This is a genomic window from Pseudomonas sp. Van50 (assembly GCF_055390755.1).
The window spans coordinates 5,242,812-5,265,090 of sequence record NZ_AP024343.1; the positions used below are offsets into that span (position 1 = coordinate 5,242,812).

Sequence of the window (22,279 nt, forward strand, 5' to 3'; positions counted from 1 at the left end):
AACGCTTCGATCGGCCGGGAAGATTTGCCCCACCCTGCCGCATGGGACTATTGAGGAGCTCGCATGACCAAACAAAACGCCTTTACCCGGGAAGACCTGCTGCGCTGCAGTCGCGGTGAGCTGTTCGGCCCAGGTAACGCGCAACTGCCCGCCCCGAACATGCTGATGGTGGATCGCATCACCCATATCAGCGAAGAGGGTGGCAAGTACGGCAAAGGTGAATTGGTCGCCGAGCTGGATATCACTCCGGACCTGTGGTTCTTCGCCTGCCACTTCGAAGGTGACCCGGTGATGCCGGGCTGCCTGGGCCTGGACGCCATGTGGCAACTGGTCGGTTTCTTCCTCGGCTGGCAAGGCCTGCCGGGCCGCGGTCGCGCCCTGGGTTCGGGCGAAGTGAAGTTCTTTGGTCAGGTCCTGCCGACCGCCAAGAAAATCACCTATAACATTCATATCAAACGCGTCCTCAAGGGCAAGCTGAACATGGCCATTGCCGATGGTTCGGTTGCCGTGGATGGTCGCGAGATCTACACCGCCGAAGGCCTCCGGGTCGGCGTTTTCACCTCCACTGACAACTTCTAAGGGTTATCCGCATGCGCCGCGTCGTTATCACTGGTCTGGGCATCGTTTCGTGCCTGGGCAATGACAAAGAGACCGTCTCCGCTAACCTGCGTGCAAGTCGCCCTGGCATCCGGTTCAACCCGGAATATGCTGAAATGGGTCTGCGTAGCCAGGTTTCCGGCTCCATTGACCTCAATCTCGAAGAACTGATCGATCGCAAGATCTACCGTTTCGTCGGCCATGCGGCGGCCTACGCCTACCTGGCCATGAAGGACGCCGTCGCTGACTCCGGCCTGACCGAAGAGCAGGTTTCCAACCCGCGCACCGGCCTGATTGCCGGCTCCGGCGGCGCCTCCACCTTGAACCAGATGGAAGCGCTGGACATCCTGCGCGAAAAAGGCGTCAAGCGCGTTGGCCCCTACCGCGTCACGCGGACCATGAGCAGCACCGTTTCCGCCTGCCTGGCCACGCCGTTCAAGATCAAGGGCCTGAACTACTCCATCGCTTCTGCCTGCGCCACCAGTGCCCATTGCATCGGTACCGCCATGGAACAGATCCAGATGGGCAAGCAGGACATCGTGTTCGCCGGTGGCGGTGAAGAAGAACATTGGAGCCAGTCGTTCCTGTTCGACGCCATGGGCGCCCTGTCCAGCAAGCGCAACGACACGCCGGAAAAAGCTTCCCGTGCCTACGACGCCGACCGTGACGGCTTCGTCATCGCAGGCGGTGGCGGCATGGTCGTGGTCGAGGAACTGGAACACGCCTTGGCCCGTGGCGCGAAGATCTACGCGGAAATCGTCGGCTACGGCGCGACTTCCGATGGCTACGACATGGTCGCGCCAAGCGGTGAAGGTGCCGTGCGTTGCATGCAGATGGCCATGTCCACCGTCGATGCACCGATCGACTACCTGAACACCCACGGCACCTCGACCCCAGTGGGCGACGTGATGGAAATGAAAGGCGTACGTGAAGTGTTCGGCGACAAGGCTCCGGCCATCAGCTCCACCAAGAGCCTGTCGGGTCACTCCCTGGGCGCCGCCGGCGTTCACGAAGCGATCTACTGCATGCTGATGATGGAAGGCAACTTCATGGCCGGTTCGGCCAACATCGACGAACTGGACCCGGAAGTGGCCGACCTGCCCATCCTGACCAAGACTCGCGAAAACGCCACCATCAATACCGTGATGAGCAACAGCTTCGGCTTCGGTGGCACCAACGCCACCCTGGTGATGAAGCGCTGGCAGGGCAAGTAAGCCCCGCCGCTACGCCACACACAAAAACGCCCCGACTGGTTCGGGGCGTTTTTTTTGCCTGCCAATCCACTACAGGGTCCTGTGGGATGGAACTCAGCGCACCACAAACCGCTGCTGCGTCAGCAACCGATCGCCCTGGAACACCATGAACCGCCACTCCCCGGCACCACTTCGTGGCTTTCGGTGAACTCATAGGCCATGACATCCTGAGGCGCGCCGGGCACCAGTTTCTGGATGACTTCGAACTTGTCGTGGCGCACACCATCGGGGGTGCGGATACCGGGAGTGAAGTACAACAGGGTCAACGGCTGGTCGTCTGCGACCTTGCCCGCCAACTGATAACGCATGCCGAACTTGGTGCCCAGCTTCGCCGGGACGCTCTCGGTCTGGCGGATCTGCTCGTTGCTGCGCCGCAGGACCCGCTCCCCCGATTGCAGCTCGGCTTGCGGCCCTTCGAAGACGCCGTATTCCACCGGGCCTTCGACACGGACTTCGGCCTGTGCCAGGCCGCAGGTCAACAACAGCGCGACCAGTGCGCTTGAACGGGTGAGGTGCATAGTGCGCTCCTTGATTGAGATGAGCGCGAGGGTATGACGCCGCAGTGACAGGCTGATGACATAGCGATCTTGGTCTGTGGGAGCAAAGCTTGCTCGCGATGCAGGCACCTCGTTTCCCCGGAAACCGGCGTCGTCTTCATCGCGGGCAAACCTTGCTCCCACACAACACCGCCAGGAAATTATCTCGCGCCACCTTCCTGGCCACCTCTTCCGGCAAGGCATCAAGGAATGGATCGAAACTGTGCAACTCCTTGCCTAACTTGTTGAAACGCCCGACCACATCCGAGCCCACCATGAAGCGCTCAGGAAAGCGCTCCACCAGCTTTACCCACTCGTCCCGGGGCTTGCCCGCCTCGTCCAGCAAGTACGGCGTGAGCAGGCTCCAGGACAGGTCGATGTACAGATTGGGATAGGCCTCAAGCATGCGGGTCAGGGTCGGCAACAGAAAATCCAGTTGGGTCTGGTGACGATGGATTTCCATGCTGGTGCCGGCATGGGCCCAGATGAAACGCGTATGTGGGTGGTTGCGCAACGGCTCCTCGATCTCCGCCAGGTACAGGGGATTTCTTTCACGCTTGGACGTGATATTGGAATGCAGCATCACCGGCAGGTCATTCTCGGCCGCCAGGTGATAGATCCGGGTCATGGCTTCGTTATTGGCCCGCGGGGTATCGCCCGAGGTCAGCGCCGTCAGGTCGTCATGGCGGGTGAAAACTTCGCCGATGCCTTGCCACAACCCCGGGTAGAGATCGAGCATGCGCTGGATGTGGGCGGCGGAGTTCTTATCGTTGGGATTGAAGCCCGACAGGAAAGGATGGAAGTGCCGACGTTGCTCCTCGGTCAGCTTGCTCACTGCCGCCGCAACAATCACATCGGTGGCGCTGTACCAATAGGCGTCTGCATCGTCACCGGCGTAGTAACGCGGGCGCTTAGGCTCGTCTTCATGCCATTTCTTGGCCACCGGAACACCGGAAATCATCACATGCTCGATGCGATTGTCCGCCATCGCCTGGAGCAGCTTGGGCATGCCGGCGGTTTCCTGAAAGAAATCGACGTAATGCAGGTGCGCATCGCTGTAGGCATATTCGCGGGCCGCGGCGCCGCCACTCGAAACAACCAGCAGCCAGGCAAAGATCAAACGGGACAAAGGCACGAGCAGTCTCCAGAAGCCATGAGCAACATAGACCCTCGCCGTCCCGCTGGGGTTCAAGGCGCATCTGCCGCGTCTGCCGGCGGCGGGTTATGCTTCGCGCAACCGTTGTTCAACCTGGAAGACAACATGACCACTCCCCTGACCGTTCGCCCCCGCGCCGAAGACGTCGAAGGCCAGCCGATTCTTCGCCCGCTGCCGTCCGCCAAATGTCGCAGCGTCGGGCCTTTCGTGTTTTTCGATCACATGCTGCAAACCACCTACCCGGCCGGCAAAGGCATGAACATCCGCCAGCACCCGCATATCGGCCTGTCCACCCTCACCTACCTGTTCGAAGGCAAGCTCCAGCACAAGGACAGCCTGGGTTCCGACCAGGTGGTGGACGCCGGGGATGTCAGCTGGATGACCGCCGGCAGCGCCATCGCCCACGTCGAACGCACTCCCGAGTCACTGCTGGGCAGCCCTTTCGTCATGCACGGGTTGCAAGTCTGGCTGGCCTCGCCCAAAGCCTACGAACAAGGCCCGGGGCACTACAGCCATCATCCGGCACAGAGCCTGCCGGTCAGTGAGAACCTGGGGGTCAGCATCCGCATGATCGCCGGGTCAGGCTTTTGCCTGGAATCGCCGGTGCCGGTGCTCTCGCCCACGCTGTATGCCGAACTGCACCTGCAGACCGCGACGACATTGCTGATTCCCACCGAGCATGAAGAGCGGGCCCTGTATGTGTTGAGCGGCGAGGCGTTGCTGGATGGCGAGCCGCTGGAACCCCACTCGTTGGTGATACTGCCAAGCGGGGAAGAAATGACGCTGTTTGCAGAGAGCGACTGCCATGCCGTGCTGTTCGGCGGCGCACCGCTGGATGGACCGCGACGGATGAACTGGAATTTCGTCGCCAGCGACCCGGCCCGGATCGACGAAGCCCGCCGGCGCTGGGCAGCCGGAGACTGGCCGACCGTGCCAGGGGAAAGCGAGCGGATCGAGCTGCCCTAGATTGGATGCCATTAACCTGTGGGAGCCGAGCTTGCTCGCGATAGCGGTGTGTCAGTCGGCATTAATGCTGATTGATACACCGCTATCGCGAGCAAGCTCGGCTCCCACAGGGTTCTGAGTCAACCCAATCTCAGCCCTTGAACACTTCATCCAGCAAGTTATGCATCGACCGGAACGCGCGTCCGGCGACCTTGGCGTTGTACATCATCTTGCCCGGCATATTGGCCTGCGGGTCGGTGAACGAGTGCACCGCACCGCCGTAGCTCAGCAATTGCCAATCCACCCCAGCCGCGTTCATTTCATCTTCGAAGGCCGGTAGCTGCTCTTTCGGCACCAGCGGGTCGGAGGCGCCATGCAGCACCAACACCGCACCCTTGATGTTCTGCGCATCGGCCGGGTTCGGTGTATCCAGGGTGCCATGGAAGGAGATCGCCGCCTTCAACGGTGCGCCACTGCGAGCCAGCTCCAGGGCGCAGCAACCCCCGAAGCAGAAGCCGAACGTGGCCAGTCTCGCCGTGTCGACCTGTGCATCCCCCTGGCTCTGCAGTTGTTCGAACGCCGCCTGCATGCGCTTGCGCAGCAAGGCCCGGTCGTTCTTGAGGGGCATCATCGCCGCCCCCGCTTCATCGGCATTGCTCGGGCGCACCGTCTGCCCGTACAAGTCGGCGATCAACACCACATAACCGTTGGCCGCCACCGACTTGGCGATCTCCTCGGCACCTGCCCCTACACCCATCCAGTTCGGCGCCATCAGCAAACCCGGGCGCGGGCCCTGCTGGTTGACGTCGAAGGCCAGGCGACCTTCATAACTTTGACCATCGATCTGATAGACCAGCGAACGAACCGTAACCTGACTCATGACAGACTCCTCCTGATGAAACATTCAAGAAGCCCTTGTGGGAGCGAGCTTGCTCGCGATAACGGTAGACCAGTCAACGTATCTGTTGAATGTTGGACCGAAATCGCGAGCAAGCTCGCTCCCACAAGGGACTTTCCTGCGTCAGATTAAGCTGACAGCTCGACCAACAGCTTGTTCAGGCGACGCACATACGCCGCCGGATCCTTCAGGCTGTCACCGGCCGCCAGGGCCGCCTGGTCGAACAGGATGTGCGACAGATCGCCGAAACGCTCTTCGCTCTGCTCGTTGTCGAGTTTTTCCACCAGCGGGTGGGCCGGGTTGAATTCGAAGATCGGCTTGGAGTCCGGGACTTTCTGGCCGCTGGCTTCGAGGATCTGGCGCATCTGCAGGCCCAGGTCCTGCTCACCGATGGCCAGGATCGCCGGAGAATCGGTCAGGCGGTGCGAGACACGCACTTCGCTGACAGCATCGCCCAGGGCCGTCTTGATCCGCTCGACCAGGCCTTCCTTGCTCTTGGCGACTTCTTCGGCGGCTTTCTTGTCTTCTTCCGAATCCAGGTTGCCGAGGTCCAGGTCGCCACGGGCCACGTCGACGAAGCTCTTGCCGTCGAACTCGTTGAGGTAGCTCATCAGCCACTCGTCGATGCGGTCGGTCAGCAGCAGCACTTCGATGCCTTTCTTGCGGAAGACTTCCAGGTGCGGGCTGTTCTTGACCTGCGCATACGTTTCACCGGTCAGGTAGTAGATCTTGTCCTGGCCTTCCTTGGCGCGGGCCAGGTAATCGGCCAGGCCAACGATCTGCTCGCCATCGTCACCCTGGGTCGACGCAAAGCGCAGCAGGCCGGCGATTTTCTCTTTGTTGGCGAAGTCCTCGGCCGGGCCTTCTTTCATGACCTGGCCGAAGTTTTTCCAGAAGCTCTTGTACTGCTCGGGCTCGTTCTTCGCCAGTTTTTCCAGCATGTCCAGCACGCGCTTGGTCAGTGCCGACTTCATGGAGTCGATGATCGGATCTTTCTGCAGGATTTCCCGCGAAACGTTCAGCGACAAATCGTTGGAATCCACCACGCCCTTGATGAAACGCAGGTACAGCGGCAGGAACGACTCGGCCTGGTCCATCACGAACACACGCTGCACATACAGCTTCAGGCCACGTGGCGCTTCACGCTGGTACAGGTCGAACGGTGCACGGGCCGGCACGTACAGCAGCGAGTTGTATTCCAGCTTGCCTTCGACCTTGTTATGGCTCCAGCTCAGCGGGTTCTCGTAGTCGTGGGCGATATGCTTGTAGAACTCCTGGTATTCCTCGTCTTTCACTTCGGTGCGCGGACGGGTCCACAGGGCACTGGCGCGGTTGACGGTTTCCCATTCCACTTCAGGCTTTTCTTCGCCTTCGGCAGCGGTGACTTCCTTCGGCAGCTCGATGGGCAGCGCGATATGGTCGGAGTACTTCTTGATGATGTTGCGCAGGCGCCAGCCATCGGCGAACTCGTCTTCACCGGATTTGAGGTGCAGCACGATGCGGGTGCCGCGATCAGCCTTGTCGACGGTAGCGACTTCGAATTCGCCCTCGCCCTTGGAAGACCAGTGCACGCCTTCGCTCGCAGCGAGGCCGGCACGGCGGCTGAACACTTCGACCTGGTCGGCCACGATGAACGCGGAATAGAAACCGACGCCGAACTGACCGATCAGGTGGGAATCTTTCTTCTGGTCGCCGGACAGGTTCTTCATGAAGTCGGCCGTGCCAGACTTGGCGATGGTGCCCAGGTGCGTGATCACCTCTTCGCGGCTCATGCCGATGCCGTTGTCTTCGAGGGTGACGGTTTTCGCGTCCTTGTCGAAGCTCACACGGATTTTCAGCTCGGCGCCGCCTTCCAACAGTTCAGGCTTGGAAAGGGCTTCGAAACGTAATTTGTCGACAGCGTCAGAGGCGTTCGAAATCAGCTCGCGAAGGAAAATTTCCTTATTCGAATACAGCGAGTGAATCATCAGGTGCAGCAGTTGCTTCACCTCGGTCTGGAAGCCCAGGGTTTCCTTTTGAGTTTCCACGCTCATGGTCATCAAACTCCAAGTGGATGGTGGTGTCCGCCTCGCTGAGATTGGCGGCGGGATGTCCTCAAGGTGGGGGCAACGCTGATGATTTCAAGGGCGTTCCGGTTTTGAAGGCTCCTGGATCTTGAAATGCGCCCGGGCGGTGGCGATGGGCTCGGCCTCGACATCTTGCCAGGCGGTGATCGCGACATTGGCGACCCGCCGGCCCTGGCGCCAGACCTGGCATTTGGCATAGGTGTCGCGAAACTGCCCGGTGCGCAGGTAATCCAGGGAAAAGTCGATGATCTTTGGTACCCCCGGCGTGCCGGTGGCGATCAACAGATGAACGGCGGCCGACAACTCCATGAAACCGGCGATGACCCCGCCGTGGATGGCCGGCAATAAAGGGTTACCAATGTTGTCCTTGTTGGCCGGCAGGCGAAACACCAAGTCGTCGCCCTGGCGCGTGCATTCGACGCCGATGAGTTGGGCATAGGGGATCGAGGCGAGCAGCAGCGCGTAGTCGCCCTGCTCACAGGCATGGCGCAGTTGTTCCTGGGTGGTCTCGGTCATGGCTGGCCCACGGCAGTCAATGGACTGGCCTTCCCCATGCCCCTGGCATGCTGGCCCAGGCGCATGAACGTGCCCACCACATGGGCGATGGGTTGCTCGGGGTCGTCCTGATAGGCGAAACCCCGGGTGAAGATCACGTCCGGGGTCACCCGATAGCATTGAGCGAAGCCATAGACGTCCTTGTGGGGCTCGGCGGCGTGCATGTAATCGATGCGCAGGTCGAGGGTGGGACAGACTTCGAATTGCGGCAGCACACACAAGGTCGACATGCCGCACGCACTGTCCATCAATGAGGTCAACGCGCCACCATGGATGATGCCCGTCAGGGGATTGCCGACGATTTTCGGGCTGAACGGCAGGATGAGCGTCAGCCCATCACGACTGGCGCTGTGCAACTTCAAGCCCAACACCTGGCAATGCCGCAGGGCGGATAAAAAGCGGGTGGCACGCTCAAAAATGGGGTCTTCAGCCATGTCCATCAATGCCCTTGTTTATTTAGAGGCCTGGCAACAGGCGAGCTCGCTAAAGTTCCGCGACCGTGCAAAGTTATATATCTGTAGCAAAAGAGGAACTTAACCCGAGGGGGGTCGCTCAAAAGGCCAGTAGTTATTTCCATAAGGAGAAACACCCCATGCGTAAGACTTTTGCTATTGCCTTGATGTTGGCCGCCTCCCTCGGTCTCGCTGCCTGCGATAAAAAATCCGAGGACAAAGCTCAAGATGCCGCACAACACGCTGAGCAAGCTCAGCAAGACATGAACAAAGCACAGGATAAAGTGAACGACGCGGCTAAAGAAAACGCCGAAGCCGCCAAAGCTCAGTCTGAATCGAACAGCGCCGCCCAGCAGGAACAAGCACCTGCCACCGCGCCTAAGACCAACTGATACGGTTTTAGCTGTAAAAGAAAACCCGCCTGGTGCGGGTTTTCTTTTGCCTGTGATTTGGAGGCGCCTGTCAGGCCGCTTCCTTGCCAACCTCGGGCAGTGGTGCTTCCGTGGGGGTATAGACCATCACGTCCAGCACATCGGAGTGAAACTCGCGCTGATACAGCACGAACACCACGCCGGCACTCATCAACATGAATAACCAGGGGCTGACGAACCACGCCAACATGGTCATGCCGAAATAATAGGAACGCAGGCCGAAGTTGAATTGGTTGGCCGCCATGGAAATGACTCGCGCCGCCCTTAGGGCAAAGGCCTTGCGCTCCTGCTCCGACACATGCCGCTCGCCGATCATCGGCGCCGAGCCAATCAGTACCGCCGCGAAGTTGTACTGGCGCATGCACCAACTGAAGGTGAAGAACGCATACACGAACACCAGTGCCAGGCACAGCAACTTGACCTCCGCCATGCCCTGGGAAGCCTGTTGCACCATGGGGATGTCCGCCAGCAACGAGACCGCCCGATCCGACGCCCCGAGCACCGTCAGGATGCCAGCCAGGATGATCAGCGTACTGGAGGCGAAGAATGAGGCGTTGCGCTCCAGGTTGCCGATCACGCTGGCATCGGCGATGCGGTTCTCGCGCAGCAGCATGCGGCGCATCCAGTCTTCGCGGTACAGGTGCATGACACTGGCCAGGCAGGCCGTATCGCGGGCCTTCCAGGTCGCGTAACGGGTGTAGCCCGCCCAGCAGATGATGAACCAGGCGGCGGCAAGCAGATGGATCAGGTTGGCTTGGATGAATGACATTCGATTTCCTGTGACGAAACAAAATCTGGAGCAATAGTCGCGGTGAACCCTGTGGGAGCGAGCTTGCTCGCGATTGCGATCCATCAGACACATCGATACTGGCTGATCTGGCGCTATCGCGAGCAAGCTCGCTCCCACAAGGTTGTGTGCAAGCCTTTCGAGACACTGCTTCGACGTTAGTCCACGAAAAAAGACACGGCACTCAAAAAAAATGCCCCGTATCGATTGATACGGGGCATTTCGGTTGTAGCCGATGAATCTGCCTGAAGCTGTTTAAGCCAGTGCTTCGCTGCGCTTGCCCAGCAGGCGATCACACACCACCGCGACCACCAGGGTCATCACCGAAGGCACCAGCCAGGCCAGGCCTTGTTCGCTCAGCGGCAAGTGGGCCAGTTGCGTCGGCATCCAGTCCGCCAGCCCGGCGCCCTTGAGCGCATCGATCAGGCCAAACAGGAACGACACCAGCATCACCGGGCCAACGATGCGCCCTTGCTCGTGCCAGAAGTCCTTGCAGAAGCTCAAGGCCACCAGGGCGATGCACGGCGGGTAGATCGCGGTGAGGACCGGAATCGAGAACGCGATCAGCTTGGTCAGGCCCAGGTTGGACACCAGCAGCGAAAAGGCCGCCAGGATCACCACCAGGGTCTTGTAGGACAGCGGCAAAACGCGGCTGAAGTACTCGGCACAGGCGCAGGTCAGGCCGACCGCGGTCACCAGGCACGCCAGGGAGATCAGCACCGCCAGGAAACCGCTGCCCAGGCTGCCGAAGGTATGTTGCACGTAGGCATGCAGCACCGCCGCGCCGTTGGTCGCGCCCATGGCCACTTCATGGCTGCCCGAACCGAGGCGGAACAGGCTGACGTAGACCAGCGCCAGGCCCACCCCGGCAATCAGCCCGGCGATGATCGCGTAGCGGGTGATCAAGGCCGGCGACTCGACGCCCCGGGAACGGATTGCGTTGACGATGACGATCCCGAATACCAATGCGCCCAGGGTATCCATGGTCAGGTAGCCATTGATGAAGCCCTGGGAAAACGGCGCCGCCACGTATTCGGGGGTCGCCACGCCGATATCGCCGGCCGGCAAGGCAAACGCGGCGATGCCGAGCACGGCCAGGGCGATGATTTTCAGGGGCGCGAGGAAACGCCCGACGGTGTCCAGCAGGCGGCCCGGGTAGAGCGAGATGAAGAACACCAGCAGGAAATACGCGGCGCTGTACAGGAACAGTGCCAGCGGGCTTTCGCCCGTCAATGGCGCCAGACCGACTTCGAACGAAACGGTCGCGGTACGCGGCGTGGCGAACAACGGGCCAACGGCCAGGTAGCACACCGCCGCCAGCAACCCGCCGGCGACCTTGCCGATGGGGCTGCTCAAGGCGTCCATCGCCCCGCCCACCTTGGCCAGTGCCACGACCGTGATGACCGGCAGCCCGACCGCCGTGATCAAAAAGCCCAGCGCCGCCATCCAGACATGAGGCCCGGACTGCAAACCGACGATAGGCGGGAAGATGATGTTGCCGGCCCCGACGAACAGGGCAAATGTCATGAAACCAAGCGCCAGGATGTCCTGGCCTTTCAACACTTTCATTAAGGAAACCACACTACTGAATCGGAATTTAGAGAGGGATTTCCCTTATGGGTGAGGGAAATGCTGCCGATCCGTATGGGACCGACCCGTTTAGCGCGGCGCTTCCTTGTGGGCAGCGGTCGCAAAAATGGCTGCTAGCCTAACGAATTTGGCGATAAAACGCACTGTAAAGGGGCGAACTATCCGATGCACGACGTCCCCGTGTCGCGTTTTTGCATGTAAATGGTTGGCGATTGTCATTCCGTCATCGCGAGCAAGCTCGCTCCCACAATGAAATGCGCTCGACTGTGGGAGCGAGCTTGCTCGCGATAAGGCCCTCCCCATAGACCCAGAAACGACAAAGGCCACCCGAAGGTGGCCTTTGTTGCTGGAACGAAAAGGTCAGCCGAAGCTTACTTCTTCATTTCCCAGCCAGTCAGCTCGGCCAGGGCCTTGCCGATGTCTGCCAGCGAACGCACGGTTTTCACGCCTGCGTCTTGCAGCGCAGCGAATTTCTCGTCTGCAGTGCCTTTGCCGCCAGAGATGATTGCGCCAGCATGGCCCATGCGCTTGCCCGGAGGAGCAGTCACACCCGCGATGTAGGACACAACCGGCTTGGTCACGTTGGCCTTGATGTAGGCAGCGGCTTCTTCTTCAGCCGAACCGCCGATCTCACCGATCATGACGATCGCTTCGGTCTTCGGGTCTTCCTGGAACAGCTTCAGGATGTCGATGAAGTTCGAGCCCGGGATCGGGTCACCGCCGATGCCGACGCAAGTCGACTGACCGAAACCGGCGTCAGTGGTCTGCTTCACAGCTTCGTAGGTCAGGGTGCCGGAACGGGAAACGATACCGACCTTGCCTGGCAAGTGAATGTGACCTGGCATGATGCCGATCTTGCATTCGCCTGGGGTGATCACGCCTGGGCAGTTAGGGCCGATCAGGGTGATACCCAGCTCGTCGCACTTGACCTTGGCTTCCAGCATGTCGATGGTCGGGATGCCTTCGGTGATGCAGACGATCAGCTTGATGCCGCCGAACGCTGCTTCAAGGATGGAGTCCTTGCAGAAAGGAGCCGGAACGTAGATCACGCTGGCGGTAGCGCCAGTGGCAGCTACAGCGTCTTTCACGGTGTTGAACACGGGCAGGCCCAGGTGCTCGGTGCCGCCTTTGCCTGGTGTTACGCCGCCAACCATCTTGGTGCCGTATTCCAGGGCTTGCTGGGTGTGGAAACTACCTTGCGAACCGGTAATACCCTGGCAGATAACCTTGGTGTCTTTATTGATCAGGACGCTCATTATTTGCCCTCCGCAGCTTTAACGACTTGTTGAGCAGCGTCGGTCAGGCTGGTAGCAGCGATGATGTTCAAACCGCTTTCTGCCAGTACTTTAGCGCCCAGCTCAGCGTTGTTGCCTTCGAGGCGAACAACAACCGGGATTTTCACGCCGACTTCTTTCACGGCGCCGATGATGCCTTCGGCAATCATGTCGCAGCGAACGATGCCGCCGAAGATGTTGACCAGTACTGCGGCGACGTTGGTGTCGGACAGGATGATCTTGAACGCTTCGGTAACGCGTTCCTTGGTAGCACCGCCGCCCACGTCGAGGAAGTTGGCTGGCTTGCCGCCGTGCAGGTTGACGATGTCCATGGTACCCATGGCCAGGCCGGCACCGTTGACCATGCAGCCGATGTTGCCTTCCAGGGCTACGTAGTTCAGTTCGAACTTGGCAGCGTGCGCTTCGCGCGGATCGTCTTGCGACGGATCGTGGAAAGTCTTCAGCTTAGGCTGACGGTACATGGCGTTGGCGTCGATGTTGATCTTGGCATCGAGGCAGTGCAGGTCGCCGTCGGCCTTGATCACCAGCGGGTTCACTTCCAGCAGTGCCAGGTCGTGGTCCTGGAACAGCTTGGCCAGACCTACGAAGATCTTGGCGAATTGAGTGACCTGCTTGCCTTCCAGACCCAGCTGGAATGCCAGCTCGCGACCCTGGAATGGCTGAGCGCCAACCAGTGGATCGATGGTGGCCTTGAGGATTTTCTCAGGGGTATCGTGAGCGATTTTCTCGATGTCCACGCCACCTTCGGTGGAAGCCATGAACACGATACGGCGGCTCGAACGGTCAACGACAGCGCCCAGGTACAGCTCTTTAGCGATATCAGTGCACGATTCAACCAGGATCTTGGTGACTGGCTGACCGTTGGCGTCAGTCTGGTAAGTCACCAGACGCTTGCCCAGCCACTGCTGTGCGAAGGCTTTGGCGTCTTCTTTGCTGCGAACCAGCTTGACGCCGCCCGCTTTACCGCGACCACCGGCGTGAACCTGGGCTTTGACAACCCATTCGCTGCCGCCGATTTTGTCGCAAGCTTCTGCTGCCGCTTCCGGGGTGTCTACCGCGTAGCCGGTGGATACTGGCAGGCCGTACTCAGCGAACAGCTGCTTACCCTGATACTCGTGAAGATTCATGCTTATTACCGTCTTCGTTAGGTACTGCGCATTCGGTGCTGCACCGTTCTGGTGCCGCACCACCTGTGACTGCTGCTTGCGTAGCGTTCCGGTGAACCGGTGCCGCTACGCAAGGCTGCGTCCAGCGGATATTCCGCGGTGAGTCTTGCTCGCAAGGCTCACGACGGGCCATACCGCCGTGGTTTCTTATTGTCTATTAACGCTTCTTGCGGTTGGCCACGTGGATGGCGCCGCCATTTACGGCCAGGGCCGCTTCGTGCAAGGCTTCGGACAGGGTCGGATGGGAGAAGACCATCATGCCCAGGTCTTCAGCGCTGGTGCCGAATTCCATACCGATCGCGCCTTGCTGTACCAGCTCGGCAGCGCTTGGGCCAATCACGTGAACGCCCAATACGCGATCCGTCTTGGCATCGGCGATGACTTTCACGAAACCACCGGTATCGTTGGCTGCCATGGCACGGCCACTGGCGGCGAACGGGAAGGTGCCGACGTTAACTTCAACGCCTTCGGCTTTCAAGGCCTGCTCGGTCTTGCCAACCCATGCGATTTCCGGGTGGGTGTAGATAACCGATGGGATCAGGTCATAGTTCATCTGGGCTTTGTGGCCCTTGATGCGCTCGACAACCATGATGCCTTCCTCGGACGCCTTGTGCGCCAGCATCATGCCGCGGACCACGTCACCGATGGCGAAGACGCCCGGTACGGTGGTGGCGCAGAAATCATCAACTTTGATGAAACCGCGTTCGTCGAGGTCCACGCCGCTATCGGCAGCCAGCAGATCGGTGGTCACCGGACGACGGCCGACCGCAACGATCAGCTTGTCGAAAGTGATGGTCTGTTCGCCATTGGCGTCGGTGTAGTTGACCACGACCTCTTCGCCGTTGACCTTCGAACCGGTCACGCGAGCGCCCAGCTTGATGTCCAGGCCCTGTTTGGTCAGGGTTTTCAGCGCTTCCTTGGAAACCGCAGCGTCAGCGGCCATCAGGAAGGTGTCGAGGGCTTCGAGCACGGTCACTTGCGCGCCCAGGCGCGACCAGACCGAACCCAGCTCGAGACCGATCACGCCGGCGCCGATCACGCCCAGGCGCTTAGGCACGGACTGGAATTCCAGGGCACCGGTGGAATCGACGATCACGTTCTGGTCGACCGGAGCCGGCGGAATGTCGATCGGACGCGAGCCTGGCGCCAGGATGACGTTTTCGGCTTCGATCACTTCAACCGAGCCATCGGGCTTGGTCACTTCGACTTTCTTGCCCAGCAGCAGCTTGCCGTGGCCCTGGATCGAGGTCACGCCGTTGGCCTTGAACAGGGTGGCAACACCGCTGGTCAGGTTCTTGACGATGCCAGCCTTGCGGCCAACCATCGCGGCGACGTCCATTTTCACTTCACCGGTAGAGATACCGTGAACGTTGAAGCTTTCTTTCGCTTCCTTGTATTTCCAGGAGCTGTCCAGCAGCGCCTTGGAAGGAATGCAACCGACGTTCAGGCAAGTACCGCCGAGGGCCTGCTTGCCCTCGCCATCGGTGTATTTCTCGATGCAGGCAGTGGTAAGGCCCAGCTGCGCAGCCTTGATGGCCGCTACGTAGCCACCAGGGCCCGCACCAATCACTACCACGTCGAATTTCTGAGTCATGAGTCATTCCTTTTCGAATCAAACCGGACGATCACTTGTGATGACCGTCGAGGGACGAAACCGGTTGTTTCAGCAAGAGGCCGGTCGACAGACCGGCCCTCGCAGCGAAAATCAGATATCCAGCAGCAGACGAGCCGGATCTTCAAGCAGGTTCTTGATGGTGACCAGGAACGTCACGGCTTCTTTGCCGTCGATCAGGCGGTGATCGTAGGACAGTGCCAGGTACATCATCGGACGAATCACGACTTGACCGTTGATCGCCATCGGACGCTGCAGGATGTTGTGCATGCCCAGGATAGCCGCCTGTGGCGGGTTGACGATCGGGGTCGACATCATCGAACCGAATGTACCACCGTTGGTGATGGTGAACGTACCGCCGGTCATCTCTTCGATGGACAGCTTGCCGTCACGGGCCTTCTTGCCGAAGGTGGCGATGCCGCCTTCGATTTCGGCCAGGCTCATCAGTTCGGCGTTGCGCAGGACCGGAACCACCAGGCCACGGTCGCTGGAAACCGCGACGCCGATGTCGGCATAACCGTGGTAGACGATGTCGGAACCGTCGATCGACGCGTTGACCGCCGGGAAGCGTTTCAGCGCTTCGGTGGCAGCCTTGACGAAGAACGACATGAAGCCCAGGCGTACGCCATTGTGGGACTTCTCGAACAGATCCTTGTACTTCGAACGCAGGGCCATGACTTCGGTCATGTCGACTTCGTTGAAGGTGGTCAGCATCGCCATGTTCGACTGTGCTTCGACCAGACGCTCGGCAACCTTGGCACGCAGGCGGGTCATCGGAACGCGTTTTTCAACGCGATCACCGGCAGCGAACACCGGAGCGGCGGCGGCAGGTGCGGCTGGCTTGGCCGGTGCGGCGGCTGGCGCGGCTTTCTTGGCGGCAACGGCTGCCACCACGTCTTCCTTGGTCACACGACCACCCTTGCCGGTGCCGGCAACGGAGGCGATGTTGATGCCGTTCTCTTCGGCGATCTTGCGCGCGGCAGGCGCGGCGACTGGATCGTCTTCGCCATCGGCAGCAGGCGCTGCGGCCTGGGCAGCGGCAGGAGCAGCAGCGGCCGGAGCGGCGGCAGCGGCGCCGCCCTCTTCGATCGAGCCCAGTACCTGGTTGGACAGGACGGTAGCGCCCTCTTCGGCAACGATTGCGCCGAGCACGCCGTCAGCTTCGGCCAACACTTCCAGAACGACTTTGTCGGTCTCGATGTCGACGATCAGGTCGTCACGCTTGACTGCTTCGCCCGGTTTCTTGTGCCAGGTGGCAACGGTGCCATCGGCAACCGATTCCGGGAATGACGGGGCTTTGATTTCGATAGCCATTATCTGTGGGTCCTTAAAATTCGGTTTCAGTCAGCACGAAGGCTTAAACAGTGAAAGCATCTTGCAGCAGTTTTTCCTGCTGCTCGGCGTGCATCGACGCATAACCACACGCAGGTGCAGCGGAAGCATCACGGCCGGCGTATTCCAGGCCCAGGGCCTTGTTATGGTTGCCGATGCTGCGACGCAGGTGATGCTGGCTGCTGTACCAGGCGCCCTGGTTCATCGGTTCTTCCTGACACCACACCACGTGGGTGAGGTTGGTGTAAGGCGCGATGGCCTCCATCAGGTCTTCTTCCGGGAACGGGTAGAGCTGCTCGATACGCACGATGGCGATGTCTTCGCGGCCTTCGGCACGACGTTTTTCCAGCAGGTCGTAGTAGACCTTGCCGCTGCACAGGACCAGGCGAGTCACCTTCGCCGCGTCCAGCGTGTCGATTTCCGAAATAACGGTCTGGAACGAGCCTTCGGCCAGGTCTTCGAGCGTGGAGATCGCCAGTTTGTGACGCAGCAGCGACTTCGGTGTCAGCACGATCAGCGGCTTGCGCAGCGGACGGATGACCTGACGACGCAGCAGGTGGTAGATCTGTGCCGGTGTCGTTGGTACGCAAACCTGGACGTTGTGCTCGGCACACAGTTGCAGGTAACGCTCCAGACGTGCCGAGGAGTGCTCCGGCCCCTGCCCTTCATAACCGTGTGGCAACAGCATGGTCAGACCGCAGAGACGGCCCCACTTGTGCTCGCCGCTGGTGATGAACTGGTCGACAACCACCTGGGCACCGTTGGCGAAGTCGCCGAACTGGGCTTCCCAGATCACCAGCGCATTGGGCTCGGTGGTGGAGTAGCCATATTCGAACGCCAGGACGGCTTCCTCGGACAGCAGCGAATCGTACAGGTCGAAACGTGGCTGGCCCTTGTACAGGTGTTGCAGCGGGATGTAGGTGCTGGCGTCTTTCTGGTTGTGCAGCGCCGCATGGCGGTGCGAGAAAGTGCCGCGGCCTACGTCCTGGCCGGTGATGCGGATCGGGTGGCCTTCGAACGCCAGGGTCGCGTACGCCATGGTTTCGGCGTAACCCCAGTTGATCGGCAGGCCGCCGGCTTGCATCTTCTGCCGGTCTTCGTAGATCTTCGCGACCTGGCGCTGGACCACGAAGCCTTCCGGGATTTCCAGCAGCTTGGCGGACAGTTCCTGCAGGGTCTTGAGGTCGAAACGCGTGTCGTGACGCGCGGTCCAGGCGTGGCCCAGATACGGACGCCAGTCCACGAACAACTCTTTGTTCGGTTCCTTGACCAGGCTTTTTACCACGTGCAGCCCGTTGTCCAGGGCATTGCGATATTCATCGACTTTTTCCTGGACGCGGGCGACATCCAGAACACCGCCCTGGGTCAGGCGCTCGGCATACAGCTCACGGGTGGTGCGCTGCTTGGCGATCTGCTGGTACATCAGGGGCTGGGTGCCACTTGGCTCGTCGGCCTCGTTGTGGCCGCGACGACGGTAGCAGACCAGGTCGATCACCACGTCGCGCTTGTACTGCATGCGGTAGTCGATGGCCAACTGGGTCACGAACAGCACGGCTTCCGGGTCATCGCCATTCACATGGAGGATCGGCGCCTGGATCATTTTCGCGACGTCGGTCGCGTACTCGGTGGAACGCGAGTCTTCCGGGTTGCTGATGGTGAAGCCAACCTGGTTGTTGATCACGATGTGCACGGTGCCGCCGGTCTTGAAACCGCGGGTCTGCGACATCTGGAAGGTTTCCATGACCACGCCCTGACCGGCGAATGCCGCGTCACCGTGGATGGAAATCGGCAGCACCTTCTCGCCGGTCGGATCGTTGCGACGATCCTGGCGGGCGCGGACCGAACCCTCGACCACCGGGGAAACGATTTCCAGGTGAGACGGGTTGAACGCCATGGCCAGGTGGACTTCACCACCGCTGGTCATCACGTTGGACGAGAAGCCCTGGTGGTATTTCACGTCACCGGAGCCCAGCTCGACCTTCTTCTTGCCTTCGAACTCGTCGAACAGCTCGCGCGGGTTCTTGCCGAAGGTATTGACCAGTACGTTCAGGCGGCCACGGTGGGCCATGCCGATGACGACTTCCTTGGTGCCGTAGGAACCGGAACGCTGGATCAGCTCGTCGAGCATCGGGATCAGGCTTTCGCCGCCTTCCAGGCCGAAACGCTTGGTACCCGGGTACTTGGTGCCCAGGTATTTCTCCAGGCCTTCACCGGCGGTGACGCGCTCGAGCAAGTGGCTCTTGATGTCGGCGGAGTACGTCGGACGGCCACGAACGCTTTCCAGACGCTGCTGGAACCACTGGCGCTGCTCGGAATCGGTGATGTGCGTAAATTCAGCGCCGATGGTGCGGCAATATGTCTGCTGCAACGCTTCGTGAATTTCGCGTAGGCTCGCTTCCTCTTTGCCGATGAACAGGTCGCCGGCACGGAAGGTCGTATCAAGGTCGGCATTGGTCAAGCCGTAGTGAGTGATCGACAGGTCTGCAGGTGCAGGACGCTGCCACAGCCCCAGCGGGTCAAGCTGGGCTGCCTGGTGGCCACGCATCCGGTAGGCCTGGATCAGTCGCAATACTTCAACTTGCTTCTTCTCGTGCTCGGAGCTCACGCTGCCGGCAGACACCGGCTGAGCGCGGCGCTGGTTCTTTGCCAGCAACACGAAATGATCGCGAATCGTCGAGTGCGAAACATCAGTGGCAGAATTACCGTCGGCCGGTAGCTTCTGAAAGTAGGTGCGCCATTCTTCTGGCACAGCGTTAGGGTCGTGCAGGTAGAGCTCGTAGAGCTCTTCCACATAGGCAGCGTTACCACCGGAGAGGTGGGCACTGTTCCACATGCGCTGCATCACGCTTTCTTGCATGCTTGGTCACCCTCGATTAGGGGAACACCACCGGCGAAAACACCGAGCAAACTTGCAGAAGTCCGAGTGCAGCGACTAAAACAAGCCACTTAGGATCACGCTGATAGTCCGGGTACCAGCCCGGATGCCCCTGCTTGTCTCATTTCTTCAAAATAAGAACCACCGCTTTGTGAGCGGCTGTTCTGGTTATAGCCAAGACGCGGGTTGAAGCCCGCGCCCTGGCCTTTACGGGTACAACGGTCCTACGGGTACAGCAGCTGAATCACACGCCGCTTTGCAGCAGCATGTTACGAATGTGACCGATGGCCTTAGTCGGGTTCAGGCCTTTCGGGCAGACGTTGACGCAGTTCATGATCCCGCGGCAGCGGAATACGCTGAACGGGTCATCCAGCGAAGCCAGACGCTCGGACGTCTTGGTGTCACGGCTGTCTGCCAGGAAGCGGTACGCTTGCAGCAGGGCGGCCGGGCCCAGGAACTTGTCCGGGTTCCACCAGAAGGATGGGCACGAGGTCGAGCAGCAAGCGCACAGGATGCACTCGTACAGACCGTCGAGCTTTTCACGCTCTTCCGGAGACTGCAGACGCTCGATGGCCGGAGCCGGCGTGTCGTTCTGCAGGAATGGCTTCACCTTCTCGTATTGCTTGTAGAAGATGCTCATATCGACGACCAGGTCACGGATAACCGGCAAACCTGGCAATGGACGAACCACCAGCTTGTTGCCCTTGACCACGGCCGACAGCGGCGTGATGCAGGCCAGGCCGTTCTTGCCGTTGATGTTCATGCCGTCGGAGCCGCAAACGCCCTCGCGGCAAGAGCGACGATAGGAAAAACCCTCGTCCTGCTCTTTGATCAGGGCCAGCACGTCCAGCACCATCAGGTCTTTACCACCGGTATCGACCTGGAAGTCCTGCATGAACGGCGCAGCGTCCTGATCAGGGTTGTAGCGATAAACACTGACTTGCAACATAGCGGTCACCCTTAATAAGTCCGGACTTTTGGTTCGAAAGTCGGAACAGTCTTCGGCGAGAAGTTCACGGCACGCTTGGCGACGCGTTTTTCACCCGGGAAGTACAAGGTGTGGCACAGCCAGTTTTCGTCGTCACGGTCTTCGAAGTCTTCGCGGGCGTGGGCACCACGGGACTCTTTACGCACTTCTGCGGCGATGGCGGTGGCTTCGGCCACTTCCAGCAGGTTCTGCAATTCCAGCGCTTCGATACGGGCAGTGTTGAACGCCTGCGACTTATCGTTGATCTTCACGTTGGCGATTCGTTCACGCAATTGCGCCAGCTGGGCGATACCCTTCTGCATGTATTCGCCGGTACGGAACACACCGAAGTAGTTCTGCATGCAGTTCTGCAGCTCGCGACGCAGGGTTGCCACGTCTTCGCCTTCGGTACGCTCGTTCAGAGCGGACAGACGCGCCAGGGCAGCTTCGATGTTGGCATCGGTGGCATCGTCATACTCGATACCGTCGGTCAGCGCTTTCTCCAGGTGCAGGCCGGCAGCGCGACCGAAGACCACCAGGTCGAGCAGCGAGTTGCCGCCCAGGCGGTTGGCACCGTGGACCGATACGCACGCCACTTCACCCACTGCGAACAGGCCAGGGATGATTTCGTCCACGCCTTCGCCGTTCTGGGTGATCGCCTGGCCGTGGATGTTGGTGGCAACGCCGCCCATCATATAGTGGCAGGTTGGAACCACTGGAACCGGCGCGACGACCGGGTCGACGTGGGCGAAGGTCTTGGACAGCTCGCAGATACCTGGCAGGCGGCTGTGCAGCACTTCCTCGCCCAGGTGATCGAGCTTGAGCATCACGTGGTCGCCATTCGGGCCACAGCCGTTGCCGGCGATGATCTCTTTAACCATCGAACGAGCCACAACGTCACGACCGGCAAGGTCCTTGGCGTTCGGCGCATAACGTTCCATGAAACGCTCGCCGTGCTTGTTGATCAGGTAACCACCTTCACCACGGCAACCTTCGGTCACCAGTACGCCGGCGCCGGCGATGCCGGTCGGGTGGAACTGCCACATTTCGATGTCTTGTACCGGCACGCCAGCACGCAGGGCCATGCCGACGCCGTCACCGGTGTTGATCAGGGCATTGGTGGTGGATGCGTAGATACGGCCTGCACCGCCGGTCGCCAGTACGGTGGCCTTGGCGCGGATGTAGGTGGTTTCGCCGGTTTCGATGCAGATCGCGATCACACCGACGAAGGCGCCGTCCTGGTTCTTCACCAGGTCGACGGCGTAGTACTCGTTCAGGAACGTGGTACCGGCTTTCAGGTTGCCCTGGTACAGGGTGTGCAGCAGTGCGTGACCGGTACGGTCGGACGCCGCGCAAGTACGCGCAGCCTGGCCGCCCTTGCCGTAATCCTTGGACTGGCCACCGAACGGACGCTGGTAGATACGGCCTTGCTCGGTACGCGAGAAGGGCATGCCCATGTGGTCCAGTTCGAACACCGCGGCCGGGCCTTCCTGACACATGTATTCGATAGCGTCCTGGTCACCGATGTAGTCGGAACCCTTGACGGTATCGTACATGTGCCAGCGCCAGTCATCGTTCGGGTCGGCCGAAGCGATGGCGCAGGTGATGCCACCCTGGGCGGAAACAGTGTGCGAACGGGTCGGGAAAACCTTGGTGATCACGGCAGTCTTGTGACCGCCCTGTGCCAGTTGCAGCGCTGCGCGCATGCCGGCACCGCCACCACCAATGATGATGGCGTCGAAAGAAATCGTTGGAATGTTAGCCAT

Annotated in this window: 18 protein-coding genes and 1 pseudogene; 4 read left to right on the forward strand and 15 right to left on the reverse strand. The window is 60.3% G+C overall.

Going from position 1 to position 22,279, the window contains the following annotated elements; all coding sequences use genetic code 11:
• Window positions 1-63: 63 nt before the first annotated feature.
• The gene (fabA, locus tag ACZ5M5_RS22335) at window positions 64-579 is read left to right on the forward strand and encodes a 3-hydroxyacyl-[acyl-carrier-protein] dehydratase FabA (RefSeq protein WP_003204400.1); all 516 of its coding nucleotides are present in this window, start codon (window positions 64-66) and stop codon (window positions 577-579) included.
• A gap of 11 nt (window positions 580-590) precedes the next feature.
• The gene (fabB, locus tag ACZ5M5_RS22340) at window positions 591-1,811 is read left to right on the forward strand and encodes a beta-ketoacyl-ACP synthase I (RefSeq protein WP_060741170.1); all 1,221 of its coding nucleotides are present in this window, start codon (window positions 591-593) and stop codon (window positions 1,809-1,811) included.
• 93 nt (window positions 1,812-1,904) lie between these two features.
• Here fabB and ACZ5M5_RS22345 read toward each other — a convergent pair.
• Together ACZ5M5_RS22345 and ACZ5M5_RS22350 are read right to left on the reverse strand one after the other, a co-directional pair.
• Window positions 1,905-2,368, reverse strand: a pseudogene (locus ACZ5M5_RS22345) (DUF3859 domain-containing protein).
• 136 nt (window positions 2,369-2,504) lie between these two features.
• Complete coding sequence (locus ACZ5M5_RS22350; protein WP_464738008.1) at window positions 2,505-3,521, reverse strand: amidohydrolase family protein; 1,017 nt, start codon at window positions 3,519-3,521, stop codon at window positions 2,505-2,507.
• A 126-nt stretch (window positions 3,522-3,647) separates the two neighbouring features.
• Here ACZ5M5_RS22350 and ACZ5M5_RS22355 point away from each other — a divergent pair, with 126 nt between their 5' ends.
• Window positions 3,648-4,508, forward strand: coding sequence for a pirin family protein (locus ACZ5M5_RS22355; RefSeq protein WP_464738009.1), 861 nt, complete (start codon window positions 3,648-3,650; stop codon window positions 4,506-4,508).
• A 130-nt stretch (window positions 4,509-4,638) separates the two neighbouring features.
• Here the strand turns inward: ACZ5M5_RS22355 and ACZ5M5_RS22360 are convergent, their stop codons facing one another.
• From ACZ5M5_RS22360 to ACZ5M5_RS22375, 4 genes are all read right to left on the reverse strand, one after another.
• A complete protein-coding gene (locus ACZ5M5_RS22360; RefSeq protein WP_060741166.1) occupies window positions 4,639-5,367 on the reverse strand; it encodes a dienelactone hydrolase family protein in 729 nt (242 codons plus the stop codon).
• 146 nt (window positions 5,368-5,513) lie between these two features.
• Window positions 5,514-7,418 carry a molecular chaperone HtpG gene (gene htpG / locus ACZ5M5_RS22365; protein WP_060743152.1) on the reverse strand — a complete coding sequence of 635 codons (1,905 nt, stop codon included), beginning with the start codon at window positions 7,416-7,418 and terminating at the stop codon, window positions 5,514-5,516.
• 87 nt (window positions 7,419-7,505) lie between these two features.
• Entirely contained in the window at window positions 7,506-7,967 is a 462-nt protein-coding gene (locus tag ACZ5M5_RS22370) for a PaaI family thioesterase (protein ID WP_060741165.1), read from the reverse strand.
• A complete protein-coding gene (locus tag ACZ5M5_RS22375; protein ID WP_060741164.1) occupies window positions 7,964-8,440 on the reverse strand; it encodes a PaaI family thioesterase in 477 nt (158 codons plus the stop codon). Before ACZ5M5_RS22375 ends, ACZ5M5_RS22370 begins: the two co-directional genes overlap by 4 nt.
• A gap of 158 nt (window positions 8,441-8,598) precedes the next feature.
• Here ACZ5M5_RS22375 and ACZ5M5_RS22380 point away from each other — a divergent pair, with 158 nt between their 5' ends.
• Window positions 8,599-8,850: a hypothetical protein gene (locus tag ACZ5M5_RS22380; protein WP_060741163.1), complete on the forward strand. Its 252-nt coding sequence runs from the start codon at window positions 8,599-8,601 to the stop codon at window positions 8,848-8,850.
• Between the two features lie 70 nt (window positions 8,851-8,920).
• Here ACZ5M5_RS22380 and ACZ5M5_RS22385 read toward each other — a convergent pair whose 3' ends face one another.
• From ACZ5M5_RS22385 to sdhA, 9 genes are all read right to left on the reverse strand, one after another.
• The gene (locus tag ACZ5M5_RS22385) at window positions 8,921-9,658 is read right to left on the reverse strand and encodes a DUF599 domain-containing protein (RefSeq protein WP_207282628.1); all 738 of its coding nucleotides are present in this window, start codon (window positions 9,656-9,658) and stop codon (window positions 8,921-8,923) included.
• A gap of 273 nt (window positions 9,659-9,931) precedes the next feature.
• On the reverse strand, window positions 9,932-11,245 hold the full coding sequence (brnQ, locus tag ACZ5M5_RS22390; RefSeq protein WP_060741161.1) for a branched-chain amino acid transport system II carrier protein: 1,314 nt from the start codon (window positions 11,243-11,245) through the stop codon (window positions 9,932-9,934).
• A gap of 392 nt (window positions 11,246-11,637) precedes the next feature.
• Window positions 11,638-12,522 carry a succinate--CoA ligase subunit alpha gene (sucD, locus tag ACZ5M5_RS22395; protein ID WP_014339581.1) on the reverse strand — a complete coding sequence of 295 codons (885 nt, stop codon included), beginning with the start codon at window positions 12,520-12,522 and terminating at the stop codon, window positions 11,638-11,640.
• Window positions 12,522-13,688: an ADP-forming succinate--CoA ligase subunit beta gene (gene sucC, locus ACZ5M5_RS22400; protein ID WP_003179235.1), complete on the reverse strand. Its 1,167-nt coding sequence runs from the start codon at window positions 13,686-13,688 to the stop codon at window positions 12,522-12,524. Before sucC ends, sucD begins: the two co-directional genes overlap by 1 nt.
• 196 nt (window positions 13,689-13,884) lie before the next feature.
• Window positions 13,885-15,321 (reverse strand): dihydrolipoyl dehydrogenase, encoded by a 1,437-nt coding sequence (lpdA, locus tag ACZ5M5_RS22405; RefSeq protein WP_060741160.1) that lies wholly within the window; start codon window positions 15,319-15,321, stop codon window positions 13,885-13,887.
• 111 nt (window positions 15,322-15,432) lie between these two features.
• The gene (gene odhB, locus ACZ5M5_RS22410; RefSeq protein ID WP_060741159.1) at window positions 15,433-16,653 is read right to left on the reverse strand and encodes a 2-oxoglutarate dehydrogenase complex dihydrolipoyllysine-residue succinyltransferase; all 1,221 of its coding nucleotides are present in this window, start codon (window positions 16,651-16,653) and stop codon (window positions 15,433-15,435) included.
• 43 nt (window positions 16,654-16,696) lie between these two features.
• Window positions 16,697-19,528 carry a 2-oxoglutarate dehydrogenase E1 component gene (locus ACZ5M5_RS22415; protein ID WP_060741158.1) on the reverse strand — a complete coding sequence of 944 codons (2,832 nt, stop codon included), beginning with the start codon at window positions 19,526-19,528 and terminating at the stop codon, window positions 16,697-16,699.
• A gap of 262 nt (window positions 19,529-19,790) precedes the next feature.
• The gene (locus ACZ5M5_RS22420; RefSeq protein ID WP_053123967.1) at window positions 19,791-20,495 is read right to left on the reverse strand and encodes a succinate dehydrogenase iron-sulfur subunit; all 705 of its coding nucleotides are present in this window, start codon (window positions 20,493-20,495) and stop codon (window positions 19,791-19,793) included.
• An 11-nt stretch (window positions 20,496-20,506) separates the two neighbouring features.
• A complete protein-coding gene (sdhA, locus tag ACZ5M5_RS22425; protein WP_060741157.1) occupies window positions 20,507-22,279 on the reverse strand; it encodes a succinate dehydrogenase flavoprotein subunit in 1,773 nt (590 codons plus the stop codon).